General features: G+C 63.4%; 23 protein-coding genes and 1 tRNA gene. 10 read left to right on the forward strand and 14 right to left on the reverse strand.

The window, feature by feature from the left end:
• Positions 1 to 4 precede the first annotated feature (4 nt).
• A complete protein-coding gene (gene petA, locus RQX22_RS12830) occupies positions 5 to 574 on the reverse strand; it encodes a ubiquinol-cytochrome c reductase iron-sulfur subunit (protein ID WP_315726937.1) in 570 nt (189 codons plus the stop codon).
• A gap of 236 nt (positions 575 to 810) precedes the next feature.
• Between petA and RQX22_RS12835 the strand changes: the two genes are divergently transcribed.
• From RQX22_RS12835 to RQX22_RS12845, 3 genes are read left to right on the forward strand one after another with little or no spacing between them, the layout of a single operon-like run.
• Positions 811 to 1,260, forward strand: coding sequence for a tRNA (cytidine(34)-2'-O)-methyltransferase (locus tag RQX22_RS12835; RefSeq protein WP_315726938.1), 450 nt, complete (start codon positions 811 to 813; stop codon positions 1,258 to 1,260).
• On the forward strand, positions 1,257 to 2,099 hold the full coding sequence (gene hemF, locus RQX22_RS12840) for an oxygen-dependent coproporphyrinogen oxidase (RefSeq protein ID WP_315727106.1): 843 nt from the start codon (positions 1,257 to 1,259) through the stop codon (positions 2,097 to 2,099). Before RQX22_RS12835 ends, hemF begins: the two co-directional genes overlap by 4 nt.
• Positions 2,090 to 2,671 (forward strand): GNAT family N-acetyltransferase, encoded by a 582-nt coding sequence (locus tag RQX22_RS12845; RefSeq protein WP_315726939.1) that lies wholly within the window; start codon positions 2,090 to 2,092, stop codon positions 2,669 to 2,671. Before hemF ends, RQX22_RS12845 begins: the two co-directional genes overlap by 10 nt.
• Here RQX22_RS12845 and RQX22_RS12850 read toward each other — a convergent pair.
• Complete coding sequence (locus RQX22_RS12850) at positions 2,651 to 3,379, reverse strand: hypothetical protein (protein ID WP_315726940.1); 729 nt, start codon at positions 3,377 to 3,379, stop codon at positions 2,651 to 2,653. The two genes, RQX22_RS12845 and RQX22_RS12850, sit on opposite strands and share 21 nt — an antisense overlap.
• A gap of 95 nt (positions 3,380 to 3,474) precedes the next feature.
• Between RQX22_RS12850 and lipB the strand changes: the two genes are divergently transcribed.
• From lipB to RQX22_RS12865, 3 genes are all read left to right on the forward strand, one after another.
• Positions 3,475 to 4,134 (forward strand): lipoyl(octanoyl) transferase LipB, encoded by a 660-nt coding sequence (gene lipB, locus RQX22_RS12855; protein WP_315726941.1) that lies wholly within the window; start codon positions 3,475 to 3,477, stop codon positions 4,132 to 4,134.
• A gap of 87 nt (positions 4,135 to 4,221) precedes the next feature.
• The gene (locus tag RQX22_RS12860) at positions 4,222 to 4,509 is read left to right on the forward strand and encodes a hypothetical protein (protein ID WP_315726942.1); all 288 of its coding nucleotides are present in this window, start codon (positions 4,222 to 4,224) and stop codon (positions 4,507 to 4,509) included.
• Between the two features lie 205 nt (positions 4,510 to 4,714).
• Positions 4,715 to 5,398 carry a hypothetical protein gene (locus RQX22_RS12865; protein ID WP_315726943.1) on the forward strand — a complete coding sequence of 228 codons (684 nt, stop codon included), beginning with the start codon at positions 4,715 to 4,717 and terminating at the stop codon, positions 5,396 to 5,398.
• Between the two features lie 82 nt (positions 5,399 to 5,480).
• On the opposite strand, the gene queE is transcribed toward RQX22_RS12865, so the two are convergent.
• The 7 genes from queE to RQX22_RS12900 all read right to left on the reverse strand — a co-directional run bounded on the left by queE (position 5,481) and on the right by RQX22_RS12900 (position 11,148).
• Entirely contained in the window at positions 5,481 to 6,107 is a 627-nt protein-coding gene (gene queE, locus RQX22_RS12870; RefSeq protein WP_315726944.1) for a 7-carboxy-7-deazaguanine synthase, read from the reverse strand.
• Positions 6,104 to 6,793 carry a 7-cyano-7-deazaguanine synthase QueC gene (queC, locus tag RQX22_RS12875; protein ID WP_315726945.1) on the reverse strand — a complete coding sequence of 230 codons (690 nt, stop codon included), beginning with the start codon at positions 6,791 to 6,793 and terminating at the stop codon, positions 6,104 to 6,106. The genes queE and queC overlap by 4 nt, the downstream gene beginning before the upstream one ends.
• 338 nt (positions 6,794 to 7,131) lie before the next feature.
• Positions 7,132 to 7,557, reverse strand: a complete 426-nt coding sequence (locus RQX22_RS12880) for a hypothetical protein (protein ID WP_315726946.1) — start codon at positions 7,555 to 7,557, stop codon at positions 7,132 to 7,134.
• 23 nt (positions 7,558 to 7,580) lie between these two features.
• Positions 7,581 to 8,519, reverse strand: a complete 939-nt coding sequence (locus RQX22_RS12885; protein WP_315726947.1) for an Hsp33 family molecular chaperone HslO — start codon at positions 8,517 to 8,519, stop codon at positions 7,581 to 7,583.
• 47 nt (positions 8,520 to 8,566) lie between these two features.
• Positions 8,567 to 9,757, reverse strand: a complete 1,191-nt coding sequence (locus RQX22_RS12890; RefSeq protein WP_315726948.1) for an aspartate aminotransferase family protein — start codon at positions 9,755 to 9,757, stop codon at positions 8,567 to 8,569.
• 121 nt (positions 9,758 to 9,878) lie between these two features.
• Positions 9,879 to 10,208: a hypothetical protein gene (locus RQX22_RS12895; protein WP_315726949.1), complete on the reverse strand. Its 330-nt coding sequence runs from the start codon at positions 10,206 to 10,208 to the stop codon at positions 9,879 to 9,881.
• A 112-nt stretch (positions 10,209 to 10,320) separates the two neighbouring features.
• Positions 10,321 to 11,148 carry an ABC transporter permease gene (locus RQX22_RS12900; RefSeq protein WP_315726950.1) on the reverse strand — a complete coding sequence of 276 codons (828 nt, stop codon included), beginning with the start codon at positions 11,146 to 11,148 and terminating at the stop codon, positions 10,321 to 10,323.
• A 53-nt stretch (positions 11,149 to 11,201) separates the two neighbouring features.
• Here RQX22_RS12900 and RQX22_RS12905 point away from each other — a divergent pair, with 53 nt between their 5' ends.
• Complete coding sequence (locus tag RQX22_RS12905; protein ID WP_315726951.1) at positions 11,202 to 11,855, forward strand: GcrA family cell cycle regulator; 654 nt, start codon at positions 11,202 to 11,204, stop codon at positions 11,853 to 11,855.
• 56 nt (positions 11,856 to 11,911) lie between these two features.
• Here the strand turns inward: RQX22_RS12905 and RQX22_RS12910 are convergent, their stop codons facing one another.
• The 3 genes from RQX22_RS12910 to RQX22_RS12920 form a co-directional block, all read right to left on the reverse strand.
• Positions 11,912 to 12,094, reverse strand: coding sequence for a hypothetical protein (locus RQX22_RS12910; protein ID WP_315726952.1), 183 nt, complete (start codon positions 12,092 to 12,094; stop codon positions 11,912 to 11,914).
• Positions 12,095 to 12,200: 106 nt separating this feature from the next.
• Positions 12,201 to 13,217, reverse strand: a complete 1,017-nt coding sequence (locus RQX22_RS12915) for a polysaccharide deacetylase family protein (RefSeq protein WP_315726953.1) — start codon at positions 13,215 to 13,217, stop codon at positions 12,201 to 12,203.
• Complete coding sequence (locus tag RQX22_RS12920) at positions 13,214 to 14,434, reverse strand: GNAT family N-acetyltransferase (RefSeq protein ID WP_315726954.1); 1,221 nt, start codon at positions 14,432 to 14,434, stop codon at positions 13,214 to 13,216. The genes RQX22_RS12915 and RQX22_RS12920 overlap by 4 nt, the downstream gene beginning before the upstream one ends.
• A gap of 249 nt (positions 14,435 to 14,683) precedes the next feature.
• Between RQX22_RS12920 and parE the strand changes: the two genes are divergently transcribed.
• Positions 14,684 to 16,660, forward strand: a complete 1,977-nt coding sequence (parE, locus tag RQX22_RS12925; RefSeq protein WP_315726955.1) for a DNA topoisomerase IV subunit B — start codon at positions 14,684 to 14,686, stop codon at positions 16,658 to 16,660.
• Positions 16,661 to 16,769: 109 nt separating this feature from the next.
• On the opposite strand, the gene RQX22_RS12930 is transcribed toward parE, so the two are convergent.
• The gene (locus tag RQX22_RS12930) at positions 16,770 to 17,669 is read right to left on the reverse strand and encodes a hypothetical protein (RefSeq protein ID WP_315726956.1); all 900 of its coding nucleotides are present in this window, start codon (positions 17,667 to 17,669) and stop codon (positions 16,770 to 16,772) included.
• A 37-nt stretch (positions 17,670 to 17,706) separates the two neighbouring features.
• Positions 17,707 to 18,132, reverse strand: coding sequence for a Co2+/Mg2+ efflux protein ApaG (gene apaG, locus RQX22_RS12935; RefSeq protein ID WP_315726957.1), 426 nt, complete (start codon positions 18,130 to 18,132; stop codon positions 17,707 to 17,709).
• Positions 18,133 to 18,317: 185 nt separating this feature from the next.
• Between apaG and RQX22_RS12940 the strand changes: the two genes are divergently transcribed.
• Positions 18,318 to 18,393 (forward strand) — tRNA-Glu (locus RQX22_RS12940).
• 213 nt (positions 18,394 to 18,606) lie between these two features.
• Entirely contained in the window at positions 18,607 to 19,326 is a 720-nt protein-coding gene (locus RQX22_RS12945; RefSeq protein WP_315726958.1) for a hypothetical protein, read from the forward strand.
• Positions 19,327 to 19,335: the final 9 nt, after the last annotated feature.

Below are 19,335 nucleotides of genomic sequence, written 5' to 3' on the forward strand. Positions count from 1 at the left end.
TACCTCAGCCGATCTGGACAATGGTGTCGGAGGTGAATTCATATTCCGGCACTTCGAGATTCGTGGGCGCCGGGCCTTTGCGGATGCGCGCGGCGGTATCGTAGTGCGAGCCGTGGCAAGGACAGAAATAGCCCCCGAATTCGCCCCTGTTCTCGCCCTCTGCCGCCCCGAGGGGAACGCAGCCGAGATGGGTACAGACCCCCATCGTGATCAGCCATTGCGTCTTTCCTTCCGCGGTCCGCTCTTCCAGCGTCTGCGGATCGCGAAGCTCGCCGACCGGCACGGCCTGGGCCGCCTGGATTTCCTGCGGCGTCAGATGCCGCACGAACAAGGGCTGCTTGCGGAAAATGGTCTTGATCGCCTGGCCCGGCTGGATCGCCGACACGTCGACCTCGATCGAGGCGAGCGCCAGCACGTCTGCCGAAGGATTCATCTGATTGATGAGCGGATAGAGGACGGCGATTCCGCCAACGCCCGCGAAACTCACCGCGGCGATATTGATGAAATCGCGGCGGCGCACCCCGTCCTCGGGAGTCGCAGCCATGCTTCCGTCGCTATGTTCAACCGTCGCCATAACATCCTTCAAGCGGTTCGAACCGGATGTGCAAAAGCTCGCCTCGGCTGGATTCGCCGGGGAGCAACGCCCTCACACAGTGCCGCGTCCAAGGACCTGCCGTCCGTGCCGAGCACGAACAGCCGGACCTCCCCTGTAGCGGCTTGGCGGGCCTGATAGCCGCGCGAACGCCGCTTTGCCAACAGCGATTTTATCACGTCTGTGACAGGCGCCCCTTTCGCCGCTATCCGAACGTCATGCGCATCGCCTTGTACCAGCCCGATCAGGCCGGAAATGTCGGCACGATCCTGCGCCTTGCCGCCTGCCTGGCGGTGCCGGTCGACATCATCGAGCCGTGCGGCTTCGCTTATTCCGACAGGGCGCTGAAGCGCGCCGGAATGGACTATGCCGAGATGGCGAACGTCACCCGCCATTCCGGATGGCAGGGATTCGCGCACGCCGCCACCGGACGGATCGTCCTCATGACCACCAAGGCGGAGCTTTGCCTGCCCGATGCGCGTTTCGTGCCCGGCGACATCCTGCTGCTCGGTTCCGAGAGCGAGGGCGCGCCGGCGGACGTCCATGCCCGCGCCGACCTCCGCCTCCGGATTCCGCAGGCAGCCGGAACCCGGTCCTTGAATATCGCCGTCGCCGCGGGCATCGCGCTCGCCGAGGCGTTGAGGCAATTGGACGAATGGCCCAGATGATCGAACTCGACCAAGAACAGCAGGCCGCCCGCGACTGGTTCGAATCGCTTCGCGACCGGATATGCGCGGCGTTCGAAGCGATCGAACGCGAGGCCGGAAGCGACGCGACATTCGACTATAGTCCCTGGGATCGGGTCGATGCGGACGGCTCGCCCGGCGGCGGCGGCGTCCGCGGGCTGATGAACGGCAGGATATTCGAGAAGGTCGGGGTCAATGTCTCCACCGTGGGTGGCCGCTTCAACCCGGAATTCGCCAAGACGATCCTCGGGGCGGAGGAAGACCCCAGATTCTTTGCCACCGGCATCAGCCTCGTCGCCCATATGGCCAATCCGCACGTGCCGGCGGTCCATATGAATACCCGATTCCTGGCGACGTCGAAGCGCTGGTTCGGTGGCGGCGCGGACCTCAATCCCCCGATTCCCGTTGAAGAGGATATCGCCGACTTCCATGCACGCCTGCGCGCCGCCTGCGCCGCGCATGATCCGACTTATTATCCCCGGTTCAGCAAATGGGCCGACGAATATTTCTTCATTCCCCATCGTGGCGTCGCCCGCGGGGCGGGAGGCATATTCTACGACCATCTCGAAGGCTATTTCGAACAGAATTTCGCTTTCACGCGCGATGTCGGCGAGGCTTTCCTGGATATCTTCCCGAAGATCGTGCGGCGGCGGATGGACATGCCGCATGACGATGCCGACAAGGCCCGGCAACTGGAATGGCGGGGACGCTACGCCGAATTCAACCTCATCTACGACCGCGGCACATTGTTCGGACTCAAGACCGGGGGCAATGTCGATGCGATCCTGATGAGCCTGCCGCCGATGGCGACATGGCGCTGACCGAACTTGCCCCAGGCGAAATCGGGGCAGTCGTCACTTACCTGGAGATGACCGAGCGCCCCCGGATGCGGCCGATGCCCGATTCGCCGCTGCGATTGGTGCCATGGCGAAGTGTCGAACCAGCCAAATATCGCCTGCTGTTCGAACGGGTCGGAAGCCGCTGGCTCTGGTTTTCGCGGCTGGCGATGGACGATGCGGCCCTGCTGAAGGAGATCGCCGAAGTCCATGCCGTGGTAGACCGGTCAGGCATCGAGGTGGGGATGATCGAACTCGATTTCAGCCGCCGCGAGGAATGCCTGATCCGCTTCCTGGCCCTGATCCCGGAACTGGCAGGCCGCGGCCATGGCAATTGGCTGTTCGCCCAGGTGCTGCTGCTCGCCTGGCGCCAGGGCATAAAGCGGGTTCACGTCCACACCTGCACGTTGGACCATCCGGCGGCGTTGCCGGCCTATCTGAAGGCAGGATTCAAGGCCCGCGGGCGCGCGTTCGAGAGCTTTCCCGACCCCAGGATATCCGGATTGCTGCCGCCGGAATCCGCGCCGCAAATCCCCTTAATTCGGCCCGGCGGCTGATTCGCCGGCCAGCCGCCGGTAAATCGCCGCGAACAGGATCACCATCAGGGTCGAAAAGGCCGCGCTGGTCACGGCCCGGACGATCAAGGCCAGCATGCCGCCAATGTGCTGGCCGAGCAGGATGATGAAGACCGAGCCGAATATGGCGTTGACGAGAAAGCTCAGAACGAAGGCGGTGACGGCCACCATGACCACGAGGCCGATCACTGCCCAGCCATTGCCCCGGCTGAGCGCGAAGGACCTGCCGATCGCATCGATCGGATTGCGGCGATCCTCCGCCGCCATGACCGGCGCAAGGACCGCCATCCTGCCGAAAAGATAGAAACCCGGCAGGATCAGGATCGCGCCGATCCCGATCATGATGTCGGAAAGGATCGTCGCCAGAAAATAGAAAGGCAGCAGCGCCAAACCGTGGGCGATGGCCTGCCCGACGGTGGGCCGGGCGCCGAACAGCAGCTGCAGCATGGCAAGGGCGCCGGCCATGTTGGCAAGGTTGGCCAGCAGCATCCAGGCCCAGTTGGCGTGAAAATATTCCTCGGCGAGCCTGGCCAGCTCGGTCATGGTCGCGGCTGGCGGAGCGGGCAGGAAATAGCCCATGAGCAAGGCGGGCAGGAACATGAAAACGCCGGCAAGCGCGATCAGCAAGGATGCGTTGCCGCGGATCAGCCGGACCGTATCTTCCCAAACGGCGCTGTAGGAAAATCTCATTCTGGCGCATCCTTGCTGACTTTCGGGCGGCATAGCCCCGGCAGGCCGATCAAGGAAGGCTTGAACCTCATGGGGGTTGCGACGAGATGGGACCGATGCGTTCCGACGAAATCGAATGGCGTGAGACGCCGGGACCTGTTCCCTATCCCGACGCCCTCGCGGAGATGGAGGCACGCGCCGCCGCGATTCGCGAGGGCGGCGCCCGGGAACTCGTCTGGCTGCTCGAACATCCGCCGCTTTACACTGCAGGGACCAGCGCCGATCCTGCCGAACTGTTCAATCCGCTGGGCTTCCCGGTCTATGAGGCCGGGCGCGGCGGCCGCTACACCTATCATGGGCCCGGGCAGCGTGTCGGCTACGTGCTGCTCGATCTCGACCGTCGCGGCCGCGACCTCAGACGCTATATCCATGCGCTGGAAGGCTGGGTGATCGCGTCCTTGGACGTCCTTGGTGTCGAGGCACGCCGGGCGCCGGGCCGGATCGGCATCTGGACCGATCGCAGCGGCACCGAGGCAAAGATCGGCGCGATCGGCGTCAGGGTGCGCCGGTGGGTCACGATGCACGGATTCTCGGTAAATCTTGATCCCGAACTTTCCCACTTCTCAGGGATAGTGCCGTGCGGTATTGCGGACTTTCCGGTGACCAGCCTCGACGAGATGGGAGTGTCTGAAGGACAGGAACGTTTCGATCTGGCACTGAGACAGGGGCTCGACCATTTTCTGCGATCTCTCGAGGTGGGACGCGAGAAGGCTTGAGAGCCGTACTCTTTCCGTTTAGTGTGTCCAACTGATTTGGCAAAAAAGGGGCCAACCCGGCCAAATCGTCAACTAGGGAGTTTCTAAATGCGTGACCTTCTTTCCAAAGTTATGACCAGCTCGATGGTTGCCGGTGCGGCCCTCCTCGTCGCAGCATGCGGCGGCGGCGAAGACGCCACTGCCAACAACACCAGCTATGCAACCGACGACGCTCTGATGGGCGACACCAATGACGTCACGGCCATCGACGCCGGCACCACCGGTGCCGACGCCAACCTCGGCCTGGACGCCAACATGTCGATGGACAGCAACATGAGCGACGTCGACATGAACGCGACGACGACCACGGACATGAACGCCACCAACGGAATGTAATTTCCGAAGGCCTTGGCTTTGGGAAAAGGCCGCCCGGTCGACCGGGCGGCCTTTTCTTTTTGTGGTGCTTTTCATTTTCCGCCAGCGGGTTAGTATGACGAACCGTGCCACCTCCACGACCGGCATGACCATATCGTCTGGATCGGTGGACAGGCGCTGTTAAGCAAAAGGCGCCTATCCTGTGCGCGAATGTGAAGGGGTGGATATGCGTAACCTGTTGGATAAAGGCGTGGGGGCCGCAATGCTGGCGGCATGTGCCTTCGCCGCCTTCGTCTCTCCCCAGTCCGCATCCGCGCAGATGTTCCTCGCCAAGCCTGACTTCAAGCCGGGACCGATCACCGGCAGCGATCCGCTTGTCGGCCTGCCCATCCCCGGAGCGACACCCGCCGAATATCAGGCGCATCTGCTGTGGAACCTTCGATCCGGCCTCAATGTTGCGGCGCTGCAGTGCCAATTCTCGCCTTTCCTGCGGGCCGTCGACAATTATAACGGGATCCTTGCCCACCATGCCGTCGAGCTGGCGGCCGCCTACAAGGTACTCAGTGGCTATTTCAAACGCGTGAACGGCGCCAAGGGCCTGAAGCTTTTCGACGATTATTCCACGATGACCTATAACGGCTTTTCGACGCTGCAGGCCCAATATGGTTTCTGCCAGGTCGCCACCAATATCGCCAAGCAGGCACTGGCGACCCCCAAGGGGCAGCTTCACGTGACGGCCGGAGCACGCATGCGTGAGCTTCGCAACAGCCTGGTGCCCGCCTATGAAAGAGGGCCCGTCTACAACCCCCACATGATCCGCTTCACTCAGCCGCCTGCGCCACCGCTCCGCGCCGAATGCTGGAACAAGAAGGGCCGCTATCTCTCCAAGAAATGCGGCGCGGCCGTCTGATCGCTGCGGCGAGTTCCTCAGAGCCTGGTCATTTGGGTAGAGCGCTTCCTGCCGATGACGTGATCAGACTCCCTTCAAATGTTTAGGGCAATCCCAGCAGCTTGTGGGTCTGAAGGCTGAGGCGCCAGCGGGGATTGGCCATCACGAAGTCGATGGCGGCAGCTCTGGCCGCATCGCCCTCCACGCAATCCATCGGCTGGATCAGGAAATGGTCGAAGCGCCAGTCCAGCAGGCCGTCCGGGTCGATGCCATTTTGCGGCCAGACAAGCTTCAGTTCGTTGCCGCTGCGCTGGACGATGCGCGTTCCTGCCTTGGGACTGACGCAGATCCAGTCGATCCCGTCCGGAGCGGCAATCGTCCCATTGGTTTCAACGGCGATCTCGAAGCCCGCGTCGCGCACCGCCTTCAGCAGGGGCGCATCGATCTGGAGCAAGGGTTCGCCGCCGGTCATCACCGCGAAGCGGCTCTCCCCTTCCCCCCACAGCCCGACCATATTCGCCACCAGTTCCGCGCAATCATAGCGGCCGCCATTCAGGCCGTCCGTGCCGACGAAGTCCGTGTCGCAGAAGCGGCAATCGGCGGTCGCGCGATGACGTTCGCGCCCCGTCCAGAGATTGCAGCCGGAAAAGCGCACGAACAAAGCGCGCCGGCCGGCCTGGGCGCCCTCGCCCTGCAGCGTGACGAACATCTCTTTCACGCTGTAGCTCATGGCGTGGCTGCATAGAGGGTCGGGTCGACGATCCCCGCTTCCTCAAAGCCCCTGGCGCGAATGCGGCAGGAATCGCACATGCCGCAATGCAGCTGATCGTCGACGGGATCGTAACAGGACCAGCTGAGGCCGGCGTCCAGCCCCAATCGCGCCGCTTCGCGCACAATATCGGCCTTGCTGAGATCGAGCAAAGGCGCATGGATGCGAAATCCATGTCCCTCGTCGCCCGCCTTGGTGGCGAGGCCGGCCAGCCGTTCGAAGGCGGCGATGAAGTCGGGACGACAGTCAGGATAGCCCGAATAGTCCAGCGCGTTGACGCCGATGAACATATCCCGGGCGCCCGCCGCCTCTGCCCAGCCGAGCGCGAGCGACAGGAAGATGGTGTTACGGGCCGGCACATAGGTAACCGGGATATCCTCCCCCAACCCGTCTTTCGGCACATCGATGTCGTCCGTAAGAGCCGAACCGCCGAAGGCGCGCAGATCGAGCGGAATGACGACGTGCCTCTCCACGCCGAGCGCCTCCGCGATTCGAATCGCCGCCTGGAGTTCGATGCGATGGCGCTGGCCATAGTCGAGCGTCAGGGCCAGCAGCCGGTAACCGCGCTCCCGCGCCATCGCAGCGGCCGTCATCGAATCTAGGCCGCCGGACAGCAGGACGACGGCATGAGGCTGGTTCTGGATCACGGCCGTGGCGGCTAATCCCGATCAAGCGGGCGCGCAAGCGCGGCTTCCAAAAAGAAGGGCCGCCCGGTGAAGAGCGGCCCAGTTAGGCCAGAAGGCCATCTAGGGAGGAAAGCGTGCCACAAAAATACCGGCACCGACTCCTTGTAAGCGCATCAGGGTAAACGGGGGCTTAACGTAGCGCCCTTATCACGACGCGGTCGCGTTCTTTTCCAAGCGAAGATCAGCTTTTCCGCGCAAGGGCCGGTCTTCACGTCACTCCGGGGCCCAGCCCTTTGTCAGCCTCGTTGCCGTGTCGTGAGACCATGCAACGCGACTGAAATGCCTCTTGGGTCCGGACCCTAGCAAGAGCCGACGCGGCGGCCCTCCACACGATAGGCGAAAGGACGGTTATTGGCCCGGCCCTGGGTGTCGATCTTCACCAGGCGCGAGGTTTCGACCCGAATGTTCGTCCGGCCGAACCCGCGGCCAGGACAGATATAATGGATCGATGCACTGTTGGGCCCGCTCGCGACGACCTCCTCCGAGCAGTTGACGTCGCTATGCTCCAGCTTGATCAGCCGCATGGGGTCGCCAAGACAGACCGAATCGAACTGCGCCTTGGCGTCGGCCGGATCGCTCAGCTGCCAGCGCCCCTTTTCCAGGCGCGACAGAGCCGGCAGCTCCGCAGTCGCCAGCGTCTGGGCCGGCAGAAGCACAGCCATCGCCGCGATCGACCAGCTTTTCCTAGGCATCTGTCCCCCCAATCGGATCAGGGCAGATATCATCAAAATCCGCGGAAATCGAGAGATCAGCCGGCAGCGGAGTCGGGGTCCGAAAAATCGCTCAGGGAGATCGGGAACACCCGCGAGCAAAATTCGCAATCGACGCTGATGAAACCGTCCTGGTCGACCATCTGCTCCCGGTCCTCCGCAGGAAATCTCGAGATGACGGAGCGGATATGCTCGAAATTGCAGCGGCAGCCCTTGGCGAGCGAAATGGGGGCAAGGATCCTTATCTCTTCCTCTTCATGAAAGAGGCGCCACAGCAAGGTTTCGAGGGGCAGCGTTTGATCGACCAGCTCGTTCCCCTTGATGGTTTCAGCCAAGACCCTGACATGTTCCCATTCGGGATGATCAAGCCGCGTGTGGAGGCGCTCACGCCCCTCCTCGCCCTCCGGCAGATGCTGGACCAGGATTCCACCAGCGACGTGGCCGGTATCGTTGACCGCCAGCCGCACCAGACTGGGTATCTGCTCCGACTGCGAGAAGAAATTCTGGGCTGCCTCGGCAAGGGAGGCTCCTTCGAGGGGGACGATGCCCTGGTAACGCTCCCCCGACACGGCCTGATCGAAAGTGATCGCCAGATAGCCTTTGCCGAACAAGGCGAAGAGGTCACGATGGCTGGGCACGGCTCCGAGCCTCTCGCGGTCGAAACGGACATAGCCCCTGAGCTCGCCGGCCTTATAGTCGCACACGAGCAGATCGATGACGCCGCTTTCGGTTTGCGCCTGGACGGTCAGCTGGCCGCCGGCATCCTTCAGCATGGCACCGAACAGCCCCGTCAGCACCAGGGCTTCGGACAGGATGCGCGCGATCGGCGCCGGATAATCGTGTGCCGACAGGATCTGATCCAATGTCGGTCCGATGCGCACCAGACGTCCGCGCGCATTGCGGGCGGAAATGGTGAAGCCGAGCGCTTCATCCAGATTGGCGGCCTTTGCCGCGGTTCTTATGTCGAGAGAGGTCATGGGCCAGATGTGGCCAAGGCACCGGCCCGGTTCAATATGCCCCGGGTTCAGGCGGCGGCCTGAGGCAGCTCATAGCGACGGGCGGCCTCCGACAGGCGCTCGACGAACTCGGTGACGTGCGCTTCCTCGATGATGAGCGGCGGCAGCACGCGCATGACATTGTCACCCGCCGCGACCGTCAAAAGGCCATGCTGCCGCAGGTAGGTCACGAAGTCGCGGCTGTCGGTCTTCATCTTGACGCCCAGCATGAGACCGAGACCCCGAACGCTTTCGAACAGATGGTCGTGATTGGGGATCATCTGTTCGAGCGCGCCGCGGAGGCGCTCGCCCATCCGTTCGACCCGGGTGAGGAATTCCTCATTGCCGACGATGTCGAGCACCGCCTGACCGGCCGCCATGGCGAGCGGATTGCCGCCATAGGTGGAACCGTGCGTCCCGATCACCATGCCCGCCGCCGCCTTTTCGGTGGCAAGACAGGCGCCCATCGGAAAGCCACCGCCAATGCCCTTGGCCGACGCCATGATGTCCGGCTCGATGCCATAATGTTCATAAGCGTAGAGCTTGCCGGTGCGGGCGACGCCACACTGGACCTCGTCCAGCACAAGCATCAGATCATGTTCGTCGCACAGAGCCCGCAGCCCCTTCATGAACGCCAAGCCGGCGGGACGGATGCCGCCTTCGCCCTGGATCGGCTCGATCAGGAAGCCGGCGACATGCTCGGTGACGGCTTCCCGCGCCGCGTCCAGATTGTCGAACTCGATGACCGTGAAGCCCGGCAGGAGCGGCGCGAAGCCATCGCGGAGCTTTTCCTGGTTGGTCGCGCTGATCGTCGCCATGGTGCGGCCATGAAAGGCATTGGCGAATGTGATGAGCACATTCTTTTCGGGACGGCCGTGATGATGGTGGTAGCGACGCGCGGTCTTGATCGCACATTCGACCGCTTCCGCCCCGGAATTGGTGAAGAAGACGGTATCGGCGAAGGTCGCTTCGGTCAGGCGTCGCGCATAGGCTTCGCCCTGGGGGCTGCCGTAGAGATTGGACACATGCATCAGGGTCGCCGCCTGATCCTGGATCGCCTTGGTCAGATGGGGGTGGCCGTGTCCCAGCAGATTGACGGCGATGCCGCTTGCGAAGTCGAGATATTTCTCCCCGCCCTCGCCGTAGAGATAGACGCCTTCGCCGCGCACCGGCCGTACCGGCGAACGCGGATAGACGGGCATGAGCGGCGTGATCGTCATCTTGGATCCTCGAGCAAGAATGGAATGCGAAAAAGGCGACCCTGATGGGTCGCCTTTCACATATTCGCTATAATCGGGGGCCGGGCGGCGCGTCAACGACGCCCGCCCCCCCTGCTTGCGCTTATCGACGTCCGTCGCGCCGTTCCCAACGGAATTGCTGGCGGAGGCGATTGATCCGGTTCTGCAGATCATGATGTTCGCGCTGATTCAGCCCGTTGCGGCGATAGCGATCATGCAGGCGATCGATATATTCGGCCTGATTGTCGAGCCTGCGCGCCTCCTGGCGGGTGATCAGGCGGCGATCGCGAGCACGGTCGATCTGCCGCTCAAGCTGATCGATCTGCCGCTCGATGCCGACGCCCTGATTGTGGCCGCCGCGATATTGCGCCGCTGCGGGAGCCGAGACGGCAACCGCCGAGATGAGAATGGCTGGAACAAGAAACTTACGCATCGTCCGACTCCTTCTTGATTGGACGATGCCTTTCTAGGATTCGCAGGATGTGACGGCACTGAACGGACTCGTCAGCCGCCGTTCAGTTTCAGACCTACTTTTATGAACATGTTCAGTTTTTCAGTTTCCAGCCCGCCCGCAGAAGGGCGTAGCATAGCAGGCACAGCCCGATATTGATGACGAGCAACAAAGCGGCGCCGAAGAGAATCGGCGAATCGCTGACGCCCAGAAATCCGTAACGAAAGCCCGAGATGATGAAGAAGAAGGGATTGGCGTGGCTTACCGCCCGAAAAAGGGGCGATAGCGTATCGATGGAATAGAAGGTGCCGGACAGGAGCGAGAGCGGCGCCACCACGAAATTGGTGACGGCGGCCGCATGATCGAATTTCTCGGCCCAGATCGAAGTGAGCAGACCCATGAAGCCCAGCATCATGCTGCCCATGATCCCGAACCAAGCGATCGCCCAGCCATGGCGGATCGCCACATGGACGTCGGGCCATAGCAGCATCGCCAGCCAGACCGCGATTCCGACCAGGAGCGCGCGAGTCACCGAAGCACCGATCAAACCGGCGATGAGCTCACCGACCGACAAAGGCGGCATGAGATAATCGACGATATTGCCCTGGATCTTTCCGACCAGCAGCGAGAAGCTGGAATTGGCGAAGGCATTCTGGATCATGCCCATGATGATGAGCCCGGGCGCAAGGAAATCCGCGAACGGTACGCCCATCACCTCACGCCCGGTCCGCCCCAAAGCGACGGTGAAAATCACCAGAAAAAGGAGGGTCGTGATGGCCGGAGCCCAGATCGTCTGAAGCTGGACCTTGAAGAAACGCCTCACCTCCTTCACATAGAGGGTCTTGAGGCCGCCCCAATTGACGTTCCGGATCACCGGCACGCCAGGGTCGGTCCGAACCCAATTTGAAGGCTGGTCGTTCACGCAGCCGTCGCTAGAGGCAGACGGTTGAAGCGGCAAGCCGTGAAGGAAATGAAATGTCCTGGACCGACGAACGTATCGATCAGCTGAAGCAGCTCTGGTCGAAGGGAATGACGGCAAGCCAGATCGCCGAGGAGCTTGGCGGCGTGTCGCGCAATGCCGTGATCGGCAAGGCTCATCGCCTCGGTCTGCAATCCCGCCCTTCCCCCGTCAAACCCAATGAGCCCGCGCCAGCGGCGAAAGCCGCCCCGCCAGCGGTTCCCGAAAAGCGGGTGGAAGCCCCGATTCCCCGCCCCGTCGCGGAGCCCGTCCAGTCGCAGCCTGCGGCACCGGCCCCGCAGACGAACGCAACGCAACCGCCACCGCCTCCGCAGCCGCAGATCCGCTCGGTCGGCCCGGGCGGCTTTCTGCGCCAGGGTCCAGGCGACATGCAGTCGCCGATCCCGCCGGCGCCCCCGCGGCGGCTGGTGCCGGCGAAGCCGAGCGCGGAGGTCGCGGACAAGACCAGCCTGCTCGATCTCAACGAGAAGATCTGCAAATGGCCGATCGGCCATCCGGGCGAGCCCGATTTCCATTTCTGCGGCAAGAATGCCAATCCGGGCTTTCCTTATTGCGTGGAGCATTGCGGCGTGGCCTATCAGGCCCAATTGCCGCGCCGCGACCGGCGGCCGCCGCCGCCGCTGCCATTTGGCGGCCCCAGGATACGCTGAGGCGAGCAGCCTCCCAGCCGGACCGCCGGAAGAAAGCGAGCCGAAGGGAACGCGGATCATTCCGGCAGGTTTATCTCCCGCATCTGCAAAGGGAGTTGCCTGCCGAAATGTCTCAGGAAGAAGCGGATTATCTGGAACGCCGTGCCGAAGCGGAAATCGCCTTGGCGCAACAAGCGCAGCAGAGTGAAGTTGCGCAAGCTCATTACGAATTGGCTTCCGCCTATCTCGACCGGATCCACGGCGATTGTCCCCGACGCGCACCCGGAATTTTCGGCATCTAGGCCATGATCGTTCGAGGTCGGACCGATCTGAAGCGTGATCATGGGCTGAACATTGGATTGGAGCCTAAGCCGCTTCCGCCGGGTCTCCTTCCCGCAGCAGCCTGTCCAGAGCCTGCCGATAGACCTGGCGAATTGTGGTGAACCGCCCGCCGAGCGCGTCACGGAAATATGTCAGCACCTCGGCGATATTCGCCAGGAAGGCATCGCGATCGGATTCCGAGCGGACGTAGGGCGTGTGCCCGGGCGCCAGGCTGGGGCTGTGGTAGACCAGATAGAATGAAGTTGCGCCGCGGGCGACCAACTGCCTGAGCAAGCGGCATTGCTCCAGCACACTCATCCCTTCGGGGGTGAGTCGGGCGCGCTCCAGCAGGCCCGTCCGCGCGAGCAGGCCCGGCAGGCGCAGCCTTTGCGCCCCGGGATGGTCGAACCACCGGCCCAGCCGGGGCCCCAGCGGCGCGAGCAAACCCGTATAGCCGCTCGTCACCGGCACCTCGAGCAAGCGACGGCGGCGATCGAGCCAATAAGGCTGGTCAGGCTTGCCGCGAAAATCCGGACCGCCATCGGCCGCGAAACTGACATGCGGGACGATGCTGCAATCGACCTCGTAGCCGAGATCGACCAGGACCTGCTGGGTGGTGGGGCCAAAGCCGTGGCGTCCGGCCTTGAAGATGGTCGGCCGCTCCCCGAAGGCCCCTTCGATCGTGGCCGTAAGGGTCTCGATCTTGGCGCGTTCCAGCGCCGGCGGAAGGTTGCAATGGTAGGAGTTGAGCGGATTGACCTCCTCCACATGCGGCGAAGAAACCCAGGGGTGGAGATGCGCGCCGATCTCGGCCTTGCCCTGTCGGCGCAGCGCGGCAAGAAATTCGACCGCAGCCGGATCCGTGGCGACGGGATAATCGACGACATAGGTCGGGACGAGACCGAAACGGTCATAGACGTCGTGCGCCGCAGACTGGGCGGCGATCGAGCCGGTCGAGACATTGGTCCTGGAAACGGGCCTGGACCAGTCAAATTCTTCCTCGGTATCGACGACGACGAACAGTTGCGGCCGGTCCGTCGAAACGGAGCGATCAGCGCTCATTCGACAGGTTCCCGTTCAGGCCGCCGGAGCGCGCGAACCCAGGCGGCCCCGGTCTCGAGTGTGCGGCAGATCCCATAGACGAGGCCGTGGCGAAATCCGCGTAGCCGAACCGTCACGCGGACGATATTGCGCCTTTCGCCCCAGAGACTTTCGATCATGGGATGATTTTCGGCGGCGCAGCTGTCCATCCAATCAATGTCGTTTCGTCGAAGGATCTGCAGATTGTCGAGCTGAATGAGGACGCCGGGCGAGAAGCGGGCATAAGCCTCGTCGAAAGCGATCTTGAAGGAAAAGCTACCCGGCGGGGCAAGGAAGTTCACCAGCATGGCGATCGGCCGTTCGTCGAGATCCAGGCGAAGCATCTGCAGCCGCCCTTCGGCGGCGGCGCCCTGGACCGCTTCCAGGAAGAAGGATCGGGTTTCGGCGCTGTTGGCGAGAGCCGAGCCCGATTCGCCCTTCCATCCCGAACATTCGAGGGCGAGGAAGGCCTCGCACCAAGGTTCGACGGGCTCATCGGCGGCCAGGCTCCGCGATTCGAGCTTCCCCAGTTCGGCCAAACGCCGCGACAGGCGCTGCAACTCCTTCCGCTTCTTCTTGCGGACGGTCGCCTCGTAATAAGCTTCGGGTGCCAAATGGCTCGCCAGCAATGCCCGTGCCGACCGGTGGACGATCGGGCACGAACGCCCGACCATGTCCGCGGCCGCCTCCAGGCCGGCCAGCACCGGACCATTATCGACCAGGCCATGAACGTGGAGGAAGTTCGGGGCCCAGTCGGCCGCATCGAGCGCCTCGAGGATGGCGGTCCAGAATCGGCGCTCAAAGCCATTGCGAATGAGCGGTGTGCCGAGAAATGTGTGGAAATGCCCCCAATTCTGGACGTGCAGCACCCGCATCCGGCCATAATCGCGGCGGAGGCAAAGCGGCATCAGACCGATGAGAAGGGCATCGGCGCCATCGCCCAGGCGCACTTCGACGAGCCGGACATCATCCTCCACGGCGAAGGCGCGCAGGCCTGCGCCCAGGAACCATGTTTCGCCGAAGCTGTTCGGCTCCGACGCGTCGAGCGCCAGATCGCGCCAGGCCGGATAAAGGATGTCGGGAATGGTGCCGATCCGGTGAAGGACGGCCGAAACCGATGTCCCGGCCGGGGATTCGTGCGAATGGGCGGACCCGGCAACACCACCCGGCTCCGGCAATTCCGGACTCAGCACCTCCATTTTCGCCAAAATCAGCCTCTTTTACCGTTACTTAGAATAGAGCCTGGTTCCCGTCATCGGTGGTAGCGCAAAGCACTTCCACCCCAAACGACCAGGCCCTGGCGGCCGCCCGACCAGCGATCGCACTTCTGCCCATCGGCATTTAAGGCGTTGCAGTTAAGGATTGATGGACCTTCCCGCTTCGGCTCGCGGCTTCGATTGAGCGCTTGTGCCTTGGCATCGGGAGTCCGGCCCGCCTATAGCTTCGCAATGTCCGATTTGTTTGCTTCCGGCGCCCTGCCGACCCAGGAATATGATGCTCATTCGATCGAAGTGCTGGAAGGGCTGGAGCCGGTCCGGCGCCGCCCCGGCATGTATATCGGTGGTATCGACGAACGCGCGCTCCATCATCTTGCGGCCGAGGTGCTCGACAACAGCATGGACGAAGCTGTCGCAGGCTTCGCCACCCGGATCGAAATGACGCTGGAGGCCGGAAACCGCCTGACCATCAGCGACAATGGCCGCGGCATTCCGATCGACCCGCATCCCAAATATCCGGGCAAGTCAGCGCTGGAAGTCATCCTGACCATGCTGCATTCGGGCGGCAAATTTTCCAACAAGGCCTATGCCACCAGCGGTGGCTTGCATGGTGTCGGCGTCAGCGTGGTCAATGCCCTGTCGAGCAGCACCGTGGTCGAGGTCGCGCGCAACAAGGAACTGTACCGGCAAAGCTTTTCGCGCGGCGAGCCGGTGTCCAAGCTGGAACTGATCGGTCCCACCCAGAATCGGCGGGGCACGACCACAAGCTTCGTACCGGACACCGAGATTTTCGGAAGCGATGCAGCCTTCAAGCCGGCCCGCCTCTATCGGCTCGCCCGATCCAAGGCCTATCTGTTCGCCGGCGTCGAGATACGCTGGCGTTGCGATCCCGGCCTGATTTCCGACGACACGCCCGCGGAAGCGGTGTTCCAGTTCCCGGGGGGCCTTGCCGACCATCTCAAGGAACAGATTGGCGAGCGCAATTGCGCGACGGCGGAGTTCTTCACGGGCCAGCAGGACTTTCCCAACGCGCAAGGCAGGGTCGAATGGGCGGTCGCCTGGCCGTTGTGGAGCGAGGGCGGATCTTCTTATTATTGCAATACCATCCCGACGCCCGACGGCGGCACCCATGAGCAGGGCATCAGGGCGGCGCTGACCCGCGGCATCCGCGCCTTCGCCGAGCTGAACGGGCACAAGAAAGCCAAGGATATTCAGGCGGACGACATCGTCACCGGCGCCGAAATCAAGCTTTCCGTCTTCATCCGCGAACCGCAATTCCAGAGCCAGACCAAGGACCGGCTGACCAGCCCGGACGCGGCGCGGCTGGTCGAAACGGCGATACGGGACCATTTCGACCATTTCCTGGCCGACAATATGGAACGCGGCCGCGCCCTGCTCGCCTTCGTGCTCGACCGGATGGACGAACGGCTGCGGCGGCGCGCCGAGCGGGAGATCAAGCGCAAGACCGCCACCTCACCGCGCAAGCTGCGCCTGCCGGGGAAGCTTACCGACTGCGCGAACGACGATCCTTCCGGCACGGAATTGTTCATCGTCGAGGGCGACAGCGCCGGCGGATCGGCCAAGCAGGCGCGCAACCGCAAGACCCAGGCGATCCTGCCGATCCGCGGCAAGATTTTGAACGTCGCCTCCGCCAGCGCCGACAAGATCAGGGGCAATCAGGAAATCGCCGATCTGGCCCTGGCGCTCGGCTGCGGCACCGGCGACCGCTGCGATCCGGACGCACTGCGTTACGAGCGGATCGTCATCATGACCGATGCCGACGTGGATGGCGCCCATATCGCGACCCTGCTGATGACCTTCTTCTTCCGGGAAATGCCCGAACTGGTCCGCCGCGGCTGCCTATATCTCGCGCAGCCGCCGCTTTACCGCCTCTCCGCCGGCGGCACGGTCGCTTATGCGAAGGACGACGCGCATCGCGGCGAACTGGAAGCGGCCCTGTTCAAGAACAAGAAGGTCGATGTGAGCCGGTTCAAGGGACTGGGCGAGATGAACCCGCAGCAATTGCGCGAAACGACGATGGACCCGAAGACGCGATCCATGATCAGGATCACTTTGCCCGAGGAATATCAGGAACAGCACAAGGTCCGCGACCTCGTCGAGCGGCTGATGGGCCGCAATCCCGAACATCGCTTCGCCTTCATCCAGAGCCACGCAGCAGAGGTGGACGAGGAATCGATCGACGCCTGACGTTTCCACTGCGCAAAGCGCGCGGCGTTACATGCGGGATGCGACCTTGAAATATCTGCTGCCGCATCATCTATTGCGAACGACCGATCTCGCACTTCGGCACGATGCCTTAGCGGCCGCTTTCCTTCCGAGGGCGCCGCAGAACCTCCATCTCCTTGCCGGGATCGGCCTGCTCCGCCGCCGGCGCGGCTGACGCCTGTGCGTCGCAGAAGGTGCGCCACGTATCGCCGCGCGCGGCATCCTTGTCGGCGCAGCGGGCGAGCGCGACGGTGCGGGGGATCATGTCGGGCGGTTCCATGGAAGCATCCCAACGGTCGATCGCACCGGCCAAGAGCTTGAAATAGATCGACCAGTTGCGGCGGCTGCGCGCGGACCGGATCTCCGCTTCGCTCGCCTTCCCCGCTTCCGGCACGGCGACGTCCAGCGAAGCGAGCGGAAGCGAGGCCAGTCTTGCCCTGGCCTCGTTGAAGCGCCCAAGCTCGCGCAATGCGTTCACCGTCCGTGCTTCCATGCCGATCCAGTTCAAGTCTTCCGGACGCGCCGGAACCTCGGCGGCGGCTTCGACCAGTTCGGTCAGGTAGCGGGTGCGCAATTCGGGCCGGTCGTCGGCCTCCCAGCTCGCCTGCAGCAGCGTCCAGAGATAATCGTCCGGAGCCTCGCCAAGAACGCGCATCAGCCGATAGGCCCGGTAATAGGCCGTGTCGGTGCCGCGTTGCGCCTGGTAATCGGCGGATTCGATCACCGGCTTCAGCTTCGCGATCTCCGCCTCGTCATAATCCTTGTAGAGGACGAGGCCATTGTCCGGACATTCCGGAAGCGCCGGCGGATATGTGGCGCCGCTATAGGGCTTTCCGTCGGGACGCAGGCCTGTCACCGCCTCGGGGACCGGGCGGACATAGTCGAACGAGGCACCCCCGATCGGGCAGCTGATCTCCACAATCGCCGGTTCGGCGGGAGGAGAGGCCTGCGCGGCGGCCAGCAGGCCAGCGATCAGAACGGACATCGGCATCAACAGGCTCCTGCAATCTGGCCCGCGACCGGCATCTTCATCTCGACGGCCGGGTGGCGGGGCCCGGACTCGCGACGGCGGGCGCGACCAGTGGGAAGCGCGGAATCGAAACAGGGAAGGCGGCGCCGTCCGCGCCGACCATATGATAGAGGCCTTCCATCCAGCCGGTCGGCGTGGCCAGGGGACAACCCGAAACATAGTCGAAGGATCCGCCGGGATCGATCACCGGCTGTTCGCCGACCACGCCCTCCCCCTGCACCTCGTGACGCCCGCCGCGGCCGTCGCTGATCGTCCATTCGCGGCTGATCAGCTGCACCGGCCGCGCGCCGTCATTTTCGATGCGGATATGATAGGCCCAGAACCAGCGCCCCCTGTCCGGCTCCGATTGTTCGGGGAGGAAGCTCACCGACACGCGGACGGTGACGTCGCGCGTGGTCGCACTATGGGGAAATAACGCCTTCACAATGCCTTCCCTCTACCCCTCGCCTGGCCGCGTCAACATCCTCAACATGCTTCCCGCGCCATGACGATAGCCGAACGGGTCGATCGGCGGCCCAAGATCCTGCCGACCGCCTGGATTCCTGCGAAACGCCAGCTTTCCTTGACAGGGCGGCCCCCTCCCCCATATGCGCCGGTGCCTGGCCCCATGGCCCCTTCGTCTAGCGGTCTAGGACGTCGCCCTCTCACGGCGAAAACACGGGTTCGAGTCCCGTAGGGGTCACCAGCGAAATCAATGACTTAGGAGCTCTCCCTAAGCTCCGGTCTCCGGCATCCCCAATCCATCCCCAATATAGCCGCTTGGACTGAGGCGGATGCGCGTGGACGATTTCGCGGCTCTAGCAGCCGCGTCGGGAACCGGCAGTGGTCGCTGGTCCCCTAATTCCCGTAGTGACGAGCACCTAGTGGTTTCGGAGCCGCTCTCCCCGCCCGGTTGGACTTGGCGGCTGGAATCCTGCAGTCAAACCGGGTGCCGGGAACAAGTCCATGGAAGCGCCTGAGCGGAGAGCTGGTAGCGGCGACGGGGCGCGACTTCGAGCGTGCGGTGCTCCCGATTGCCCGCGCGATCTGGCCCGCGCTCGTGCAGCCGCGCGGGATGGCGACTTACGATAGCGCCGGCGCGGACCTCGTCGCCTTCAAGGATGACGGCGGCCTTGAGGTCGTGATCCAGTGCAAAGGAGTCTTCAAGGCGGAGGGGCTCCAGGACGATCAGTTCGCGTCCTTTGCGAAGTCGATTGCCAGTTTCGCAAAATCCGGGCTCACGACCGACGCCTATGTCGTCATCCACAACCAAGACAGCCGCAACCAGAAAGTAGCGGACCAAATCGACGCCGCGCTTTCGCAACTCAAGGCGGATGGAAAGGCCGAAACCGTGGTTCAGTGGGACCGCCAGGCGTTCCTCCGGGCGCTCGAAGCAAAGCTGCGGGACATGGTTTCGGAACGTATCGGCGAGCAGTCGGCGCTGATGCTCGAGCAACTCGGGCGGCAGTTCGCTTATGGCCACACCTACGTGCCGCAGGTGCCGGTCACCCAGAGCACGCTGAGCCTGAAGCGAGGGCATCCTCCCCCCCACTCCGACCTTGCCGACGAGCTGAGCCTGAGCTTTCAGAGTGGCGAACTGCGCCTTCGGTACATGAGCCTGATGCACGCGGGCGCCTGAGCCGTTCAA

This window comes from Sphingosinicella rhizophila (assembly GCF_032378825.1).
GTDB classification, from domain to species: Bacteria; Pseudomonadota; Alphaproteobacteria; order Sphingomonadales; family Sphingomonadaceae; genus Allosphingosinicella; species Allosphingosinicella rhizophila.

What these genes read in the sequence shown, in the direction of transcription:
- RQX22_RS12905 (WP_315726951.1), top strand. Translation starts at nt 11,202, where the DNA reads ATGTCCTGGACCGACGAACGTATCGATCAGCTGAAGCAGCTCTGGTCG.
- RQX22_RS12895 (WP_315726949.1), bottom strand. Translation starts at nt 10,208, where the DNA reads ATGCGTAAGTTTCTTGTTCCAGCCATTCTCATCTCGGCGGTTGCCGTC.
- parE (WP_315726955.1), top strand. Translation starts at nt 14,684, where the DNA reads ATGTCCGATTTGTTTGCTTCCGGCGCCCTGCCGACCCAGGAATATGAT.
- petA (WP_315726937.1), bottom strand. Translation starts at nt 574, where the DNA reads ATGGCGACGGTTGAACATAGCGACGGAAGCATGGCTGCGACTCCCGAG.
- RQX22_RS12920 (WP_315726954.1), bottom strand. Translation starts at nt 14,434, where the DNA reads ATGGAGGTGCTGAGTCCGGAATTGCCGGAGCCGGGTGGTGTTGCCGGG.
- lipB (WP_315726941.1), top strand. Translation starts at nt 3,475, where the DNA reads ATGCGTTCCGACGAAATCGAATGGCGTGAGACGCCGGGACCTGTTCCC.
- RQX22_RS12845 (WP_315726939.1), top strand. Translation starts at nt 2,090, where the DNA reads ATGGCGCTGACCGAACTTGCCCCAGGCGAAATCGGGGCAGTCGTCACT.
- RQX22_RS12835 (WP_315726938.1), top strand. Translation starts at nt 811, where the DNA reads ATGCGCATCGCCTTGTACCAGCCCGATCAGGCCGGAAATGTCGGCACG.
- RQX22_RS12915 (WP_315726953.1), bottom strand. Translation starts at nt 13,217, where the DNA reads ATGAGCGCTGATCGCTCCGTTTCGACGGACCGGCCGCAACTGTTCGTC.
- RQX22_RS12880 (WP_315726946.1), bottom strand. Translation starts at nt 7,557, where the DNA reads ATGATATCTGCCCTGATCCGATTGGGGGGACAGATGCCTAGGAAAAGC.
- RQX22_RS12890 (WP_315726948.1), bottom strand. Translation starts at nt 9,757, where the DNA reads ATGACGATCACGCCGCTCATGCCCGTCTATCCGCGTTCGCCGGTACGG.
- RQX22_RS12885 (WP_315726947.1), bottom strand. Translation starts at nt 8,519, where the DNA reads ATGACCTCTCTCGACATAAGAACCGCGGCAAAGGCCGCCAATCTGGAT.
- RQX22_RS12930 (WP_315726956.1), bottom strand. Translation starts at nt 17,669, where the DNA reads ATGCCGATGTCCGTTCTGATCGCTGGCCTGCTGGCCGCCGCGCAGGCC.
- RQX22_RS12850 (WP_315726940.1), bottom strand. Translation starts at nt 3,379, where the DNA reads ATGAGATTTTCCTACAGCGCCGTTTGGGAAGATACGGTCCGGCTGATC.
- RQX22_RS12865 (WP_315726943.1), top strand. Translation starts at nt 4,715, where the DNA reads ATGCGTAACCTGTTGGATAAAGGCGTGGGGGCCGCAATGCTGGCGGCA.
- queE (WP_315726944.1), bottom strand. Translation starts at nt 6,107, where the DNA reads ATGAGCTACAGCGTGAAAGAGATGTTCGTCACGCTGCAGGGCGAGGGC.
- hemF (WP_315727106.1), top strand. Translation starts at nt 1,257, where the DNA reads ATGATCGAACTCGACCAAGAACAGCAGGCCGCCCGCGACTGGTTCGAA.
- RQX22_RS12860 (WP_315726942.1), top strand. Translation starts at nt 4,222, where the DNA reads ATGCGTGACCTTCTTTCCAAAGTTATGACCAGCTCGATGGTTGCCGGT.